The sequence below is a fragment of the Pseudodesulfovibrio sediminis genome (assembly GCF_020886695.1).
GTDB classification, from domain to species: domain Bacteria; phylum Desulfobacterota; class Desulfovibrionia; order Desulfovibrionales; family Desulfovibrionaceae; genus Pseudodesulfovibrio; species Pseudodesulfovibrio sediminis.
The window spans coordinates 3,321,348-3,338,721 of sequence record NZ_AP024485.1 but is presented as its reverse complement, the minus strand read 5'-3'; the positions used below and the strand labels follow the sequence as shown (position 1 = coordinate 3,338,721).

The 17,374-nt window shown below is 56.5% G+C and carries 12 protein-coding genes; 5 read left to right on the top strand and 7 right to left on the bottom strand.

The genetic code is table 11. From position 1 onward, the window contains the following. Window positions 1-17 precede the first annotated feature (17 nt). The 3 genes from SRBAKS_RS15700 to SRBAKS_RS15690 all read left to right on the top strand — a co-directional run bounded on the left by SRBAKS_RS15700 (window position 18) and on the right by SRBAKS_RS15690 (window position 5,184). On the top strand, window positions 18-3,170 hold the full coding sequence (locus SRBAKS_RS15700; RefSeq protein WP_229591837.1) for an efflux RND transporter permease subunit: 3,153 nt from the start codon (window positions 18-20) through the stop codon (window positions 3,168-3,170). Window positions 3,171-3,251: 81 nt separating this feature from the next. After that, window positions 3,252-3,932: a response regulator transcription factor gene (locus SRBAKS_RS15695; protein ID WP_229591836.1), complete on the top strand. Its 681-nt coding sequence runs from the start codon at window positions 3,252-3,254 to the stop codon at window positions 3,930-3,932. After that, window positions 3,922-5,184, top strand: coding sequence for a sensor histidine kinase (locus SRBAKS_RS15690; RefSeq protein WP_229591835.1), 1,263 nt, complete (start codon window positions 3,922-3,924; stop codon window positions 5,182-5,184). The genes SRBAKS_RS15695 and SRBAKS_RS15690 overlap by 11 nt, the downstream gene beginning before the upstream one ends. Window positions 5,185-5,305: 121 nt before the next feature. On the opposite strand, the gene SRBAKS_RS15685 is transcribed toward SRBAKS_RS15690, so the two are convergent. From SRBAKS_RS15685 to SRBAKS_RS15675, 3 genes are read right to left on the bottom strand one after another with little or no spacing between them, the layout of a single operon-like run. Continuing rightward, window positions 5,306-6,073, bottom strand: coding sequence for an ABC transporter ATP-binding protein (locus SRBAKS_RS15685; protein ID WP_229591834.1), 768 nt, complete (start codon window positions 6,071-6,073; stop codon window positions 5,306-5,308). Next, on the bottom strand, window positions 6,070-6,822 hold the full coding sequence (locus tag SRBAKS_RS15680; protein ID WP_229591833.1) for an ABC transporter permease: 753 nt from the start codon (window positions 6,820-6,822) through the stop codon (window positions 6,070-6,072). The genes SRBAKS_RS15685 and SRBAKS_RS15680 overlap by 4 nt, the downstream gene beginning before the upstream one ends. A 22-nt stretch (window positions 6,823-6,844) precedes the next feature. Then, window positions 6,845-7,801, bottom strand: a complete 957-nt coding sequence (locus SRBAKS_RS15675) for an ABC transporter substrate-binding protein (RefSeq protein WP_229591832.1) — start codon at window positions 7,799-7,801, stop codon at window positions 6,845-6,847. Window positions 7,802-8,547: 746 nt separating this feature from the next. Between SRBAKS_RS15675 and SRBAKS_RS15670 the strand changes: the two genes are divergently transcribed. Then, window positions 8,548-13,752: a cadherin-like domain-containing protein gene (locus SRBAKS_RS15670; protein WP_229591831.1), complete on the top strand. Its 5,205-nt coding sequence runs from the start codon at window positions 8,548-8,550 to the stop codon at window positions 13,750-13,752. Between the two features lie 186 nt (window positions 13,753-13,938). On the opposite strand, the gene phnN is transcribed toward SRBAKS_RS15670, so the two are convergent. The 4 genes from phnN to phnF form a co-directional block, all read right to left on the bottom strand. Next, window positions 13,939-14,508, bottom strand: a complete 570-nt coding sequence (phnN, locus tag SRBAKS_RS15665; RefSeq protein WP_229591830.1) for a phosphonate metabolism protein/1,5-bisphosphokinase (PRPP-forming) PhnN — start codon at window positions 14,506-14,508, stop codon at window positions 13,939-13,941. Continuing rightward, entirely contained in the window at window positions 14,490-15,212 is a 723-nt protein-coding gene (locus SRBAKS_RS15660) for a DUF1045 domain-containing protein (RefSeq protein ID WP_229591829.1), read from the bottom strand. Before SRBAKS_RS15660 ends, phnN begins: the two co-directional genes overlap by 19 nt. 3 nt (window positions 15,213-15,215) lie before the next feature. Next, complete coding sequence (locus SRBAKS_RS15655) at window positions 15,216-15,860, bottom strand: DapH/DapD/GlmU-related protein (RefSeq protein WP_229591828.1); 645 nt, start codon at window positions 15,858-15,860, stop codon at window positions 15,216-15,218. Between the two features lie 226 nt (window positions 15,861-16,086). Continuing rightward, on the bottom strand, window positions 16,087-16,812 hold the full coding sequence (phnF, locus tag SRBAKS_RS15650; protein ID WP_229591827.1) for a phosphonate metabolism transcriptional regulator PhnF: 726 nt from the start codon (window positions 16,810-16,812) through the stop codon (window positions 16,087-16,089). Window positions 16,813-16,896: 84 nt separating this feature from the next. Between phnF and phnG the strand changes: the two genes are divergently transcribed. Continuing rightward, complete coding sequence (gene phnG, locus SRBAKS_RS15645; protein ID WP_229591826.1) at window positions 16,897-17,373, top strand: phosphonate C-P lyase system protein PhnG; 477 nt, start codon at window positions 16,897-16,899, stop codon at window positions 17,371-17,373. Window position 17,374 lies beyond the last annotated feature (1 nt).

Here is a 17,374-nt window from a genome sequence, read left to right as displayed (position 1 = left end):
ATTTACAGGATTCACCAATGTCAGATTTCTTTATCAACAGACCCAACTTTGCGTGGGTCGTGGCAATATTCATTTCCCTGGCAGGCATACTGGCCATCCCGTCCCTGCCCATGGAGAAATTCCCGCAGGTAGCCCCGCCGCAGATTACGCTCTCGCTGGTCTACCCCGGTGCGTCAGCCTCAACCCTCAATGATACGGTTGTCAGTCAGATCGAAGAAGAACTCAACGGCGCCAAGGGGTTGTTGTATTACGAATCGACCAGTTATTCCAACGGCACAGCCTCTATCACGGTCACCTTCAAGCCCGGCACCGACCCGGACTTTGCCCAGGTAGATGTGCAGAACAGACTTTCCAATGCGGAGTCGAGTCTGCCTCAGGCCGTTCTGGATCAGGGAATCACGGTGGAACAGGCAAGCTCGGGATTTCTGATGGCCTATGCCATGGTCTACACGGATGACAACTCAGACAAGGACCCCCAAGTCCTCGCCGATCTCATGGCCCGAAGCGTGAACAATGAAATCCGCCGCGTCGAGGGCGTGGGCAAGGTCCAGTTCTTTGCGGCGGAAAGCGCCATGCGCGTGTGGGTTGATCCCCAGAAACTACTCAGCTACGACCTGTCCATCGCCGATGTCAACGCGGCCATAACAAAGCAGAACGTCCAGGTCCCCGCAGGCAGCTTCGGCTCCAGGCCCGGCAATGCGGACCAGGAGCTGTCGGCCACCCTCATCGTACAGGGCATGCTGCAAACTCCCGAGGAGTTCGGCCAGATTGTGCTGCACGCCAATGTCGATGGAGCGGTTGTCACGCTCTCCGACGTGGCGCGCATCGAGGTCGGCCCTGAATCCTACAACTTTCAATCCCGACTCAACGGCAGGGAAACAGCCGTTGCCGCCGTGCAGCTGGCACCGGGCGGCAATGCCCTGAGCACGGTGGAACGGGTCCGGGCCCGACTTGATGAAATCCAGAGGGCCCTGCCCGACGGGGTCAAGCTGGAAGTCCCGCTCGACACGTCAAAGTTCGTGGACGTGGCCATCGAGAAGGTCATCCACACCCTGTTCGAGGCCATATTCCTGGTCTTTCTGGTCATGTTCCTGTTCCTGCAGAACTTCCGATACACCCTGATCCCCTCCATCGTTGTTCCCGTCTGCCTGCTCGGCACGTTCGGCGTCATGTATGTGGTGGGATTCTCCATCAACATGATGACCATGTTCGGCATGGTCCTGGCCATCGGCATACTCGTCGATGACGCCATCGTTGTGGTCGAGAACGTGGAACGCATCATGTCCACGGAAGGCCTGCCGCCCAAGGAAGCCACCAGCAAAGCCATGAAGCAGATATCCGGGGCGGTCGTTGGTATCACCCTTGTTCTGTCCGCCGTGTTCTTCCCGCTGGGCTTCATGGACGGATCAGTGGGTATCATCTATCGCCAATTCGCCGTCTCCGTGGCCGTTTCCATCCTCATCTCCGGATTCCTCGCACTGACCATGACTCCGGCCCTGTGCGCCACCCTGCTCAAGCCCGTGTCCAAGGGTTCTCACGAGGCAAAATCCGGATTCTTCGGTTGGTTCAACCGTCGGTTCGACATACTCGGCTCCGGGTATCAGGGCCTGACCAGCCGCCTGGTTGGCAAAACCGGGCGGATGATGATCATCTATGTGATCATCCTGATCGCCCTTGGTTATGTATACATGCGCCTCCCGACCGCCTTTGTTCCGTCCGAGGATCAGGGCAGAATGATCATCAGCATGCAGCTCCCTCCGGGCGCCACGTATTCCCGCACGCTCGCCCAGGCCAACAAGATGGAGGAATTCCTCGCCAATGAAACCGGCATTGAAAACGCCTTTGCGGTCATCGGATTCAGCTTTTCCGGCCAGGGACAGAACGCAGCCGCAGCCTTCCCCATGTTCAAGGATTGGTCCGAACGCGGTGAAGGAGAGTCTGCGGACGATCTGATCCTCAAGGCCAACATGTTCTTGTCATCAATCAACGACGGGTTCGCCTTTGCCGTGAACCCACCCCCCATTGACGGACTGGGAGACACCGGCGGGTTCGCCCTCCGCATTGAGGACAAGGCCGGCATGGGCCGTGAAGTCCTGGGGCAGGCCGTGGGCATGGTCCTGCAACAGGCCAACGCCTCCCCCGTCCTCGCCTATGCCCGCCTGAACGGACTGCCCGATGCCCCCCAGTTGCGTCTGGAGATCGATCGCAAACAGGCCGAGACCCTGGGTGTCAGCTTTGGCGACATCAACACGGTCCTGTCCAGCGCCTTCGGTTCCAGCACGATCAACGACTTCGCCAACCGGGGAAGGATGCAGAGCGTGGTGGTGCAGGCCGACTCCAAGTATCGCCGCAACCCGGAGAGCCTGAACATGCTCTATGTTCCCAACGCCTCAGGCGACCAGGTCCCCCTGACCTCGGTGATCAAGGCGAAATGGGAAACAGGCCCGGTCCAGGTGGTGCGCTACAACGGATACTCCAGCTTCAAGCTCACGGGTAACCCCGCTCCGGGCTACAGCTCGGGTGAAGTCATGGTCGAATTGGAGCGGATCATGCAAAACCTGCCCAAGGGCATCGGTTACGAGTGGACCGAGCTTTCCTATCAGGAAAAGCAATCCGGCACACAGGCGCCGGTCCTCTTCTCCCTGGCCCTGCTGGTTGTCTTCCTGCTGCTGGTGGCCCTGTACGAGAGCTGGTCCATCCCGCTGTCCGTCATGCTTATCGTCCCCATCGGCGCCCTTGGCTCCGTGGCCATGGTCTCCGTGCTGGGCATGAGCAACGACGTATACTTCAAGGTCGGGCTGATCACCATCATCGGCCTGGCGGCCAAAAACGCCATCCTGATCGTGGAATTCGCCAAGGATCTCTACAGCCAGGGAGTTGGACTCAAGGAGTCTGCCATCCAGGCCGCCCGACTGCGCTTCCGTCCGATCATCATGACCTCCATGGCCTTCATTCTGGGCGTCATCCCCCTGGCGGTTGCAACCGGGGCAGGAGCGGCCAGCCAGCGGGCCATTGGTACGGGTGTCATCGGCGGTATGCTGAGCGCCTCGGTACTGGGCATCATCTTCGCTCCTATCTTCTTTGTCGGGGTTCTGTCCCTGGTCGAACGATTCCGGGGCAAGGGACACAAGAACACGCCCGACTCAACAACGACGATAGTGTCTGAATAGGTTTGTCAAACCATCTCCGGCGGGGTATGCTGTACCATTCGCCCTGCCGGAGCCAAAACGCCTGCGGTATCGAGAGACGTCATGAATATATACGCATTGCTGGTGGAAGATGATATTGATCTTGCCGCCTCACTCATAGAATACCTTGAATTGGAAGGTATCACCTGTGATCATGCCGCCAATGGCGTCCACGGTCTTCAGCTTGCACGGGAAACCAACTACGATGTCATCGTACTCGATCTCATGCTGCCCAAACTCGACGGCCTGAGCCTCTGCTCAAACCTGCGGCGCGACGGGTTGGATGTGCCTGTGCTGATGATCACCGCCCGAGACACGCTGGACGATAAAATCGAAGGATTTGAATCCGGATCGGACGATTATCTGGTCAAACCGTTTGCCCTCAAGGAGTTGCTGCTCCGCGTCCAGGCCCTGGCCAAACGCCGAAGCAGCCAGCCCAGAAAATATGTCATCGGCAACCTTGAGGTGGACATGCAGCAACATCAGGCCATCCGGGCAGGGACCATCTTGACCCTGTCTCCCAAGGAGTGGGCCTTGCTTGAATACATGGCAAAAACAAGCCCGAATGTTGCCCTGCGAGACGAGATACAACGGGCCGTCTGGGGTGAAGTCCTGCCTGAAAGCAACAGCCTCAAGGTGCACATGCACAACTTACGGCAAAAAGTGGACAAGCCGTTTGCATATCCTCTGATCCAAACCGTCCCCGGCGTGGGATTCGTTATCAAGGACCCCAGTGAAGTGTAGAAAAAGCTTCAAGAAATCCATTGTTTCCTACTTTGTCATCACCTGCGCCGTGCTGGTGATCGGCTACTCCATTTTCCTGAGCCAATACCTGACACGCGGGTTTTCACTCTTTGTGGAGTTTCGTCTGGAGGAGGTCGCAGGCAGCTATCTGGAGGCCTTAGCCACCGATCCCGGCACGCCGCTGCCGTCAGAAGGTCCCATCAAAGGCTATATGAACTACCAAGAACTGCCCGCTGAAGTCCGGGCAGAGGTCTCTGTCAAACAGCTTAAAAGCGAACGATTCACTTACATTCACAAAGGTGACAACCATTACAAGATACTCGTCATCAAGCGGGCCGACCAGAACATTGTTTTCCTGCTCTTCTCCGCGACCGAAGGCCATATGACGGCGCAGTCACAGGGCCGCTTCGACTTCTACTATTTCTACACCCCGGCGCTGGCCGGTTTCCTGGCCTTGCTTACCGTGCTGTTCCTTGCGTTTCGCCTGTTCAATCACATAGCCAAGCCAGTGGAAAAATTGCATGAATGGGCCATAGGACTCTCCCCTGAGAACCTGGACAAGGAACCAATTCACTTCAAATATGATGAGCTGACCGCCATTGCCGACCTGGTCCTCAATACCTCCAGACGGCTGGTGGCCCGCACAGAGAGTGAAAAACGATTTCAAAAACACGCGAGTCATGAACTCCGCACTCCCATCGCCATTCTTCAGAACAATCTGGAGCTGCTTGAGCTACAGGGAATCACAGAAGACACCCGCTATCAGGCCTCGCATGCCCGCATGGTCAAGGCCGTGCGCAATATGCGCAACCTGACCACCTCACTGTTGTGGCTCTCCCGCGAACCCGACGCCCCCCTGCCCGCAGAGGATATCGACGTCGACGATTTCGTGCGCGAAATCATCGATGAGAACGTGTACCTGCTGGAAGGCAAAAACGTCTCCATCACAACAGATCTCGCAACCGCCTCTATTCGCGTCCCCCGGACATTGGCCCACATCATTCTGGTCAATCTTATCCGCAACGCCTTTCAGCATTCCTACGAGGGGCAGATCACCATCAAGGCAAACCAGACACTGTTTGAGATATCCAACCTTGCCGACCCTCCTTCCGAGAACACCACCGGCAGCACTGATGGCTATGGCCTTGGGCTCCAGTTGAGCATCCAACTGGTAGAAAAAATCGGGTGGAACATTCAGATCCGGGAAGAAGACGGACGATTCCTGGTGCAGGTGGACATAAAAGGTGCTTGATACTTCCCAATAGCTGCCCACCAAAAAACGCACTCATGGATTGATGAGTGCGTTTTGTGTGTGCAGTGAACGCCTCTTGTTCAAAGACGCTTTCCACCTATCCATGGCATCGAAAACGACGCTATTTCGGCGTAATCTCCTCCCATAGCAATTCCATGATCTGGGATTTCACGGCAGAGAATTCCGGCGTAAGAGTGTCCTTGTGGTCTCGCGGACGAGAAAGGTTCACGGGTATCTTCGCTTTGATGCGACCGGGACGTCTGGACATGATGTACACGTTGTCGGCCAGCAAAATGGCCTCATCAATATCGTGGGTGATGAACAGGATGGTCGTCTTTTCCTTGCGCCACACATCCAGCAGCAACTCCTGAAGAAGCAGCCGGGTCTGGGCATCCAGCGCGCCAAAGGGTTCATCCATGAGCAACATGACCGGATTGTTGGCCAATACGCGCGCGATGGCCACCCGTTGTTTCATGCCGCCGGAAAGCTCCTTGGGCAAGGCGTTTTCGAATTCAGCCAGTCCGACCAGATCGATATATTTCCGGGCGATATCCGCACGCTCGGACGACGGAACCCCTTTCAACCGCAGGCCGAACTCCACGTTCTTGCGCACGGTCAGCCAGGGGAACAGCGTATAGGACTGGAACACCATGCCACGATCGGCACCCGGCCCGGTTATGGACGCACCTTCCAGTACGGCCTGCCCCGATGTTTCCGCTTCCAGCCCGGCAACGATATTCAACAGCGTGGACTTGCCGCAGCCGCTCGGACCGACAATGACCGCCAGCTCACCGCGATCCACGGTGAGGTCGATATCCTCAAGAGCGACAACCGCTCCCTTGTTGGACTCAAAGACCTTGCCGAGATTTTCAATGGACAGCATACTCATTGTTTTTCGCTCCACGGGGTTATGGTACGGGCGAGCAACTTGAACAAAGAGTCGGTCAGCAGACCGAGCAGACCAATGAGGATCAACCCCGCAAAAATGCGGTCGATAGCCAGAAAGCGTTGCGCACGCAGGATCATATAACCCAGACCGGAGTTTGCGGCCACCAGCTCGGCCACCACCAGATAGGTCCAGGCCCAGCCCACGGTGATACGCAGGTCATCCATGATCCCAGGCAGCGCACCGGGAAACAGGACCAACCGGTACGTCTGCGCCTTGGAAGCTCCCAGAGTAGCGGCGGCACGACTCAGGTCTCCGGGAACGGCAGACACACTGTCCGCTACCATAAGAACCAGTTGAAAAAACGTGCCGAGAAAAATGATGGCAAACTTCTGGGCGTCACCGATACCGAAATAGAGCAGGGTCAGCGGCACCAGAGCCACCACCGGCAGGTAGCGGGCAAACTCCATGAGCGGAGCCAGCAGAGCCGACGCCCGCCGGGATGTGGCTATGAGCAACCCCAGAGGGACGGCAAAGACCACGGCCAGAGACCAGCCCACCATGACGCGGTAGACGCTGTCCCAGGTATAGGAGAAGAGAATGCCCTCCGTGTACATCTCGCCAAAGGCTAAAAAAACCTTGTGCGGAGGCGGCAGGAAGAGCGGCTTCACCGACCCGGAATAGGCGGCCAGGGCCCACAGGCCCAGAACGACGAACAGGGACGTGGCAGCAAGCCACGTCCCGGTCCGCATTATTGACAGTCGTCGCCCCATGTTAGTTGGCGTTCACGTAGTCGGAGGTGATCAGGGTATCCACGGATACGTCCTTGGTGATGATGCCCTTGGACTTCCAGAAGGTGATGGCGCGCTCGGCCACTTCGTAGATGTTGCTGGCCTGAGCCTTATCAAAAAAGGCCTTGTTGTCATCAGCGCCGATAAAGGTGACGCCTGCGGCCATTTCAGCCATTTCGCCGGTCTCAAGCCCCATGGCCTTGGCCATGATGGCGTTGCCCTTGTCGGCGTTCTTTGCATACCAGGCAACAGCCTTGTTCCAGCACGCAGTCAGCTTGCCGGGCACGGCAGGGTTCTCTTTGACATAGTTGGCGTTGAGCACAAACACGTCCACGATGGTCTTGGGCATTTCCTTGGAGGAAACCAGCACATGGCCGCCTTCACGCTGACCGGCATTCATCAACCAGGGCTCCCAGGTAACAGCCGCGTCGATCTTGCCAGCCACAAAAGCGGCACCGGCGTCAGAAGCACCCATCTCCAGGATGTTGATGTCTTTCTCGTCAACACCGTATTTCTTCAGGATGGACAGGAAGAAAAAGTAGGAAGTGGAAGACTTGTCCAGCCCGACAGTCTTGCCCTTGAGATCGACAACCGTCTTGATGTCCTTGGATGCGATCACACCGTCGCCGCCGGAGGATTCATCCATGGCAAAAACAACGACTTCTTCAGTGCCTTTGGCAAAGTGGATGACCTCACGGTCCAGCACATTGCCCAGGCCATCGATATTACCGGAGGCCAAAGCCGCTGCGTACTGGGCTTCGTCTTCGATGATAACCAGATCGACATCCAGTCCGGCTTCATCAAAGTATCCAAGATCCTTAGCAATATACAGAGGGCCATAACCAACCCAGGTAGCGTGGGCCACCTTGACCGGCGTACCGGCCAACGCGGTGGAAGCACAGAGCATAAGGGCACAAACCAACAACAATAGACGCTTCATTTTATCCTCTCTCATAAATAGTGAAACAAACCTGACTTGAACGACTGACGACACGGAGCGACTCTCAACCGCCCTGCCATCAATCCACAAAATATATTTCAGACGCCCCCAATAGGACGCCTGGGTTACAAATGCAACTTTTTAGGGAAGAAACGACCACTATCACCCTCCTGAATCACACGCATTTTACAACAACGGTATCCCCTGACACGCCATACGTCTTTTGAGCACCCCGCCTGCATTCAAATACACGCCCAGAAAAAGCCTGGACGCCCTGACAACAACCGAATCCAGCCTAAAAGACGGATTAAAAACGGCCACCAAGCATACGTGAGGAAAATGAAGTAATTTTGAACTTTTGCCGTGTTCATAATTCAGACTAAATAAATCGAAATTATTTTCATATTTTTTCGCAGCTCACCCAGACGAAAAAGCCAGTAAATAAGCATTATTATCTACCCTCAAAAATAAATTGAGCTTGTGCAAAACGCTTCTACCGGGATAAAGTTTTCAACATAGTAGTGTTTAAAACAATTTCAATCAAATATAATTCCGAATTTTAGTCCAAATCAAACCATTTGGAATACAGACAAAAAACCGTGTCAGCTACACTTTTTCCACACTCTAACACGTTGGTTTTAAGCACTATACTAAGATGTCCCAACAGATGTTTCATTCGTATATATTAATAGAGACCTAAAAGTAGAGTCCTATAGTCCATTTGGACATACCCTCAGGAGGATATCATGGCTGACACAACTACTACCCAACAAGTCCCGGTACTGCGGATAGCATTGCCTGGTCCGGGCGAGACAACGTCGTATCTCCTTACGTCGGACACTCTGGTCAAGTTCACCTTTGATCTTTCCGAAGCGGAATTCATTGGAAATGGCAACAACCTTGAAATTATCGTGGAAGGCGGTGGAAAGATAATCCTTGAGGACTATCTGATTCTCGCAGAAGCAGACTCCCTGCCTTCCTTTGAAATGGTTGGCGGCGACTTGGTTCCAGGCGGCATATATATGTTTGCATTTGAAGGGGCGGACCAACCCACGGATGAAGACCTTGAAACCGCTGCAGCCGCAGGCGCCACTGGCTCGGGCGCAGGTGCATACAGTGATGATGCAGGCAGCCTCTTTGACGGTCTGAATGCGCTCGGTGGACAGGGCGATGCCTATGACTCGACCACATTCGAAGTGACCGATCCTACTGATGAAACAATTCCTGCCGAAGGACCTATTCCCCCCGTAGCCGTTGATGACGTCAACCTCATCGTAGAGGACGAATGGAATCGCGGCGGCGAAGGCGGTGAAGGCTCTTGGGGACAGGAACAGTATGGCTTTGTTGAAGGCAACCTGCTGCTTAACGACTACGATGACGACAATATCGATTACCCGGAGACCAGTGGCAGTCAGACGGAACTTTCCGTCAACACCATTGATTTCCCGGGTGAAGACTTTACAGGAAATAATCCTGCCGCCGTTCCCGTCACTGACGCCGGTGTGCAGGTCAACGGCCTGTACGGCACTTTGACCGTTTTTGCCGACGGTTCATACCATTATGATCTGGACCAGAACCTGGCAGATCCGCTTCGTGAAGGACAGGAAGTGGAAGAGGTGTTCAATTACACCGCCATAGATCCTGAAGGCAATAGCAGCAATGTCGCGACCCTGACCATCACCGTGATCGGCAGCAACGATGCTCCCGACGCGTTTGATGATGCGCCTGTTGAAGGAGTTATCGAGCAGGGAACCGAAGTTGCTGGAATCGCAAGCGTTATCGGCAATGTCCTCCACAACGACTCCGACATCGACAACATCGGCTATGAAGATCTGGATCCCGCGTATGCGACCCTGATCCCGACCGACCCCGATGGCGTCATCGAGCTTGGCGTCACTTCTATATATAGTAATAGCACCTACCAATACGACTCCACTCCCGAGAACGGTGCCTTCACCGTTAACGGTCAGTATGGAACGCTCACCATCAACGAAGATGGTTCCTACGAGTATGTACTTGACCAGACCAAGGCTGATCCGCTGAACACCGAAGACGATCTCGTCGAGACATTCAGCTACAGCATGTGGGACGGCGACAAGTACGACCACGCAACGCTGAGTATTCCGGTACTCGGTTCAAATGATGCACCCATCGCCGCGGTGGACACCAACTCCTTTACCGAGGCAGTTGACGCAGCCGCAGCAGCAGACGTGTCCGGCAACGTGCTGGCCAATGATACGGACATCGACAACATCGATCTCGGCGAAGTCGGCACACCTGAGCTGACCATCACCGATATCGACTACACCGGCGCTGGCACACCGCCTGCGCGGACCAGCACCGCTCATGTTGCCGACAACATCGTGGAAGGCGAGTACGGTACTCTGTACCTCAACGATGACGGCAGCTACCACTATGTGGAAGACAAGAGCGCAACCGATCCGCTGAACACAGACGACGCACCGGTCACGGACGTCTTCACCTACGAAGTCTCCGACAACCAGTCCGGTAGCGCACTGACTGACACGGCCACACTGACCATCACCATTGATGGTGCCAACGACTCGCCCATCGCCGCGGTGGACACCAACTCCTTTACCGAGGCAGTTGACGCAGCCGCAGCAGCAGACGTGTCCGGCAACGTGCTGGCCAATGATACGGACATCGACAACATCGATCTCGGCGAAGTCGGCACACCTGAGCTGACCATCACCGATATCGACTACACCGGCGCTGGCACACCGCCTGCGCGGACCAGCACCGCTCATGTTGCCGACAACATCGTGGAAGGCGAGTACGGTACTCTGTACCTCAACGATGACGGCAGCTACCACTATGTGGAAGACAAGAGCGCAACCGATCCGCTGAACACAGACGACGCACCGGTCACGGACGTCTTCACCTACGAAGTCTCCGACAACCAGTCCGGTAGCGCACTGACTGACACGGCCACACTGACCATCACCATTGATGGTGCCAACGACTCGCCCATCGCCGCGGTGGACACCAACTCCTTTACCGAGGCAGTTGACGCAGCCGCAGCAGCAGACGTGTCCGGCAACGTGCTGGCCAATGATACGGACATCGACAACATCGATCTCGGCGAAGTCGGCACACCTGAGCTGACCATCACCGATATCGACTACACCGGCGCTGGCACACCGCCTGCGCGGACCAGCACCGCTCATGTTGCCGACAACATCGTGGAAGGCGAGTACGGTACTCTGTACCTCAACGATGACGGCAGCTACCACTATGTGGAAGACAAGAGCGCAACCGATCCGCTGAACACAGACGACGCACCGGTCACGGACGTCTTCACCTACGAAGTCTCCGACAACCAGTCCGGTAGCGCACTGACTGACACGGCCACACTGACCATCACCATTGATGGTGCCAACGACTCGCCCATCGCCGCGGTGGACACCAACTCCTTTACCGAGGCAGTTGACGCAGCCGCAGCAGCAGACGTGTCCGGCAACGTGCTGGCCAATGATACGGACATCGACAACATCGATCTCGGCGAAGTCGGCACACCTGAGCTGACCATCACCGATATCGACTACACCGGCGCTGGCACACCGCCTGCGCGGACCAGCACCGCTCATGTTGCCGACAACATCGTGGAAGGCGAGTACGGTACTCTGTACCTCAACGATGACGGCAGCTACCACTATGTGGAAGACAAGAGCGCAACCGATCCGCTGAACACAGACGACGCACCGGTCACGGACGTCTTCACCTACGAAGTCTCCGACAACCAGTCCGGTAGCGCACTGACTGACACGGCCACACTGACCATCACCATTGATGGTGCCAACGACTCGCCCATCGCCGCGGTGGACACCAACTCCTTTACCGAGGCAGTTGACGCAGCCGCAGCAGCAGACGTGTCCGGCAACGTGCTGGCCAATGATACGGACATCGACAACATCGATCTCGGCGAAGTCGGCACACCTGAGCTGACCATCACCGATATCGACTACACCGGCGCTGGCACACCGCCTGCGCGGACCAGCACCGCTCATGTTGCCGACAACATCGTGGAAGGCGAGTACGGTACTCTGTACCTCAACGATGACGGCAGCTACCACTATGTGGAAGACAAGAGCGCAACCGATCCGCTGAACACAGACGACGCACCGGTCACGGACGTCTTCACCTACGAAGTCTCCGACAACCAGTCCGGTAGCGCACTGACTGACACGGCCACACTGACCATCACCATTGATGGTGCCAACGACTCGCCCATCGCCGCAGTGGACACCAACTCCTTTACCGAGGCAGTTGACGCAGCCGCAGCAGCAGACGTGTCCGGCAACGTGCTGGCCAATGATACGGACATCGACAACATCGATCTCGGCGAAGTCGGCACACCTGAGCTGACCATCACCGACATCGACTACACCGGCGGCGGAACCCCGCCTGCGCGGACCAGCACCGCTCATGTTGCCGACAACATCGTGGAAGGCGAGTACGGTACTCTGTACCTCAACGATGACGGCAGCTACCACTATGTGGAAGACAAGAGCGCAACCGATCCGCTGAACACGGACGACGCACCGGTCACGGACGTCTTCACCTACGAAGTCTCCGACAACCAGTCCGGCGACGCACTGACTGACACGGCCACACTGACCATCACCATTGATCCGGCCAATGACACTCCCATCGCAGTGCATGACGGCTCTCATGATATTTTCATCGAGAGCACTGTCGTCACCGTAATTGATGACTGGAGTAACATCAGCGGCTCGGTCTACTATGGGCCTGGTTACACCGTAACCGCCGAGGCCTTTGATGAACTCGGCGCCCCTGTCGATGACGTTGCATTCACGACCTGGGGTAACGATCAGCACCTCGGCATCCTTAGCGGTGGTTCCGGAGACAGTCAGAAGGTTGATGATGACTCGCCTGGCGAACAGATCACATTCGAGTTCGACGACCCGCAGAGTTCGTTCAGCATTGGGTTCATCGCTCAGGGTAACAACCACGTTAATGCATACGTCTACCCCGTTGGAGGCGGAGCACCGACCCTGTTCACCAATGTTGGTAACGCAGTCTACATCACCCCGGGCTTTGATTTCGACACGATCGTCTTCATCCCCGATGGTTCATTCGGCATGGAAAGCCTGACAACCGTGACCGGCGGAGACACCTCCATCACCGGCGTGGCAGACGGCAACGTGCTGGCCAATGACTTCGATATCGACAACGTGGACTTCGACACCGCCGCCGCAGCCGGCAACATGGGGCTGCTCGAATTGAGCGTGACGGATGTGGACAGCGCCAACGCACCTGCCAACGTGGCTTCCACCGGCAGCGACATTGGCGGCGACTACTACACCATTGACGGCGACTTCGGATCCCTGAAGATCTACGACACTGGTGAGTGGAACTATGATCCGTTTGAGGAAGTTGACGGCGAAGGCGGATGGCAGCACCTCGAAGAGACCTCCACCGATGTCTTCGAATACACCGTATCCGATGGCTCCGGCGGCTCTGACACCGCATTCATTGAAGTCTCGCTGAACGTGAACTCCGGCAACGTCCTGGGCGGCACCGGAACCGTGCTCGGCAGCGACGGCAATGACGTCATCTTCCCGGAAAGCGGCGACGACGTGCACTCCGGCGCAGGATCGGATGTCATCGTCATTGATCCTGAAAACCTGGGTGATGGAGCAACATCCATCAATATCCTCGACTTCAGCGACAACGACAGCCTGGCTCTGGGCAACCTGGAAGGCGCAACGGTCTCGATCACGTCCGACACCAATGATGTCAACCTCGTGTTCTCCGACATCAACGGCAGTGATGATATCGTGGTCAACCTGCTGGGTGTCACCCCGGCAAACGACATGGTTGATCAGGTGGTGGAAATCACGACCAGCGACGACCTGAACACACTGATCCAAACGATCATCGACTCCGGTAACGATGCAATCATCTAACGCAACCACAACCTCGATCCCGGCCATATGGCCGGGGTCGAGAGATATTTCGAAGTAGTTACTCGTTCTCCTGATTGAGCCAATCAAGAAAATGAGGCTACAGTGCTGAGGGGTCAGCCACAGAAAAGGCTTGGAAGGATGGTCCTCCCAAGCCTTTTCTCCGTTCATGCGATCACAAAAAACAGCTCATACAGCCTTGCGCATTTTCACCCGATCAAGTCTGACCAGTTCAAGCATGCGACTCCCCGCGAGGCTCAGCTCCCCACTGTTGTCAAGGCACTCAAGACACGGATGCTCCACATCATAGGCCTGGGCCCGCTCCAATCGCCGTTCAATCTCCATCGGTGATTCGCGGCCGCGCAACCGCAGGCGATGTTTGAGAATATCCGGCTCAACACAGATGAGCACCGGCAGCATCGTCGGATATCTTCTCGCCGCTTCCGGCAGGTAGGCCCGAGAGCCGTTCACCACCACATTCATGCCGGATTCCAGCCAGATATCGATCTCGCCCCCGATGCCATACCGAAACCCATGGCTCTCCCAATTCAGGGCGAACGCCCCACGCTCCAGCCGCCCCTGAAATTCATCCGGGTGCAAGTGGATATGGTTCTCACCCCCGGCAGCGGCCTTTCTCGTGATATACCTATGCGCAAAAGCCGCTTCCTTGCCCGGACATCGCTGCCGCGCATATTTCATGACACTGTCCTTGCCGCAGCCGGAAGGGCCGATGACATAAATCAATCTGCCGTAGTGCATACTGACTCCTGAGTGTTCCCAAAGGGAATTCGTTTGATGAGTGAAAAGGGAGACGCCGTGTCCGACTGGTAAAAAACACAGACCTCACGAATGGCATACGTCGTCCTGCTGAACGGAGCAGTCAGGCCATGCAGGGACTTCACCATTTTTTTCCTGAGGCGCGTATCCCCGATGGAATCCGTCAGCGTCAGATGGAACCGGAATTCTTCCAGAACATAAGGATATCCCCACGTCGCCAGGAGACGTTCCTGCGTGACAGTCAGCCCCCTTGAGCGGCGGCGCTCCATTTCGGCAAGGGACGGCTGCTCACGCAGATGGTGAAATGACCGAAGCCCCGCCTCTGCCAATCGGACAACCGGAAGCGTCTGAGATGGAACAAGGGCGATGAAACTGCCGAGCTCCTTGACCGACAGCGTGCCGAGATCACAGGAGGGCTGCGATCGGGCAAAGGCCTGTGCGCGCTCCAGGAGCGCGCCGGGAGTCGAGGAATCCTTCAAGTGAAACGGAGGGACAATGGTTCCATGAAATCCGTAGAATCGCGGGGAGCTGGTGAGCCCATGAACCCCCTCCGCTCCCGCATCAGGCAGGTTTGGTTGTTCATAGCGCTTCCCGGTTTCCGCACATCTGCCGAGAAAATGCCTGCCGAACAGATCGAGCGTGCTCTCCCGTTCCGGGGCGTAATACAGTGCGTACCTCCCTGACATGCTCTACCTCGTCATTCCTTCATATTTTTCGAGAAAGGACTCCACGGGCAGGCGTCTGAAATCCTCCAGCGCCGAACCAAGCAGATCATGCCCCCAGTCCCACCAGGCAAGATGAATGAGCCGCTCATGAAGTTCCGCAGGGAACCGATCCCTGATGAACCGGGCCGGAACACCGCCGACAATGGCATAGGGAGCGACATCCCGGCTGACCACGGCTCCGGCCCCGATGACCGCCCCGTGGCCGACAGTGACGCCGGGCAGGACCGTGGCCCCGTGTCCGATCCAGACATCATGCCCGATGCGCGTCCGCTGTCCGCGCCGCCAGTCAAAAAGCCAGTCGTCGTCTTTACCGAACCCGTATCGACTGCTCCGGTAGGTGAAATGATGTTGGGTAAGCCGCCACATGGGATGATTGGTCGGCCCTATGCGCACCTGCGAAGCGATGGAGGCGAACTTGCCTATGTCGCAGTAGGCCACGTCGCATCCATGGCTCAGATAGGAATAGTCTCCCAGCGTGCTCTCCAGCACCAGACAGTTCTCAAGCACCTCGGTGTATATCCCCAGCTCCGAATCCGTGACCTCTGCCGTCACGTCCACGGCAGGCGACAGATCCAGTGCAGATGTCGAATTATGCGTATCGGTTTTCATGCAGCAAAACCTGACAAATGTACGCTCCCGGAAAAAGCACGAAGCGCAGTCATTTTGGAAACAAATATGACGAGAGTGTTACAACAACTTGAAATCAAAGCTAAAAGCAAACAAGTTGAGAACTTGTCTAGTGCCTGTATGGGGTTCTTGCCCTATCGCTTGATCACGGCGGCGCATCCATTACCGGAACGCCCGAAACAAAGCGCGAGAGAACAGGCTGATGACGTTATTCGGAAGGCTCCACAAGAATCTGCACCCAATCACTGGCGAACAGGCAGATGCCGAACTCAACCGGCACGCCTCTGCTGTCCACGTTGATGCTCTCAGTGATCAGCACCGGTCTGGTCCGAGGCTGTCGCAGCTCACGGGCCTCCTCGGCAGAGGGCATTCGAGAGATGATCCGGGTCTGTTTTCTGGAGTAATCCCCAACGCCGAAATGCTCCAGCGTCCGGGTCACGGAACCGTTCTCCCGATAGATACGGACCATGCCGGGGAACAGGGATCGGGGAAAATACGAAGTGGAATAGCTGATACGCCTGCCGTCGGCCTCTCCCGCGCTGGAGACACAGGTCACGACCGCGCCCGACTCGATATCCAGGGCCTCGGCAACCAGCCTGTCGGCTTCGGCATCCACAGCCCTGATAAAGACATTGCCGGGAGTCCGGCGCTGTTTGGAAAGGTTCTCGCTGAAGCGGGTCCGTCTGCTGACTGGATAATGGATGACAGGCTCCTGCACAAAGGAACCCCGGCCATGCTCCACCCGAATCAATCCGTTCTCCTCAAGTGTGGACAGGGCGCGTCGGATCGTATGCCGGTTGACTGCGAATTTTGCGGACAGCGCGTTCTCGGACGGCAACCGATCACCGGGCTGCAATCGCCCGGAAGATATCTCCAGTTCAAGCGTCGAATAGATCTGTCGCCACAAGGCAACCCCGGTTCCGCGTGTGAGCATACGCCCCCCCCTTTCTTTTACCAAAGAATCTCGACACCACAGACAGCTGTAGTTGTCTAGACAACCCATGAGGATTTCACAGAAATGAAACCCGATAGTGACACCATAGACGCTCTTCATCAGGGAACACAGGCCAGAAAGGACTGGATGAGTACGCTCGCCCGAATCGAAACAGACCGTCTGGAAAAGGCGTTTGCCGCGTTGGACGCTCCACCGAGGTTCAGCCACCTGCGCGCACCGGAGATCGGCATGGCCATGGTTCGAGCCAGGGCCGAAGCCAAGGGCAGGCAATTCAACCTCGGCGAAATGACCATCTCACGGTGCTCGATACAGCTTGAAAACGGTCCCATCGGGCACGGATATATTGCCGGGCGCGACAAGCGACACGCCGAGCTGGCAGCCCTTTTCGACGCTCTGCTCCAGACCCCTGAGCACGGCCCCAGGCTGCATGAGACCATCAGGACATTTGCCCGTGAACAGGCTGAACACATGAACGCCCACCAGGCAAAGACCGCTGCCACCAAGGTGAACTTCTTCACCATGGTCCGCGGCGAAGACTAGG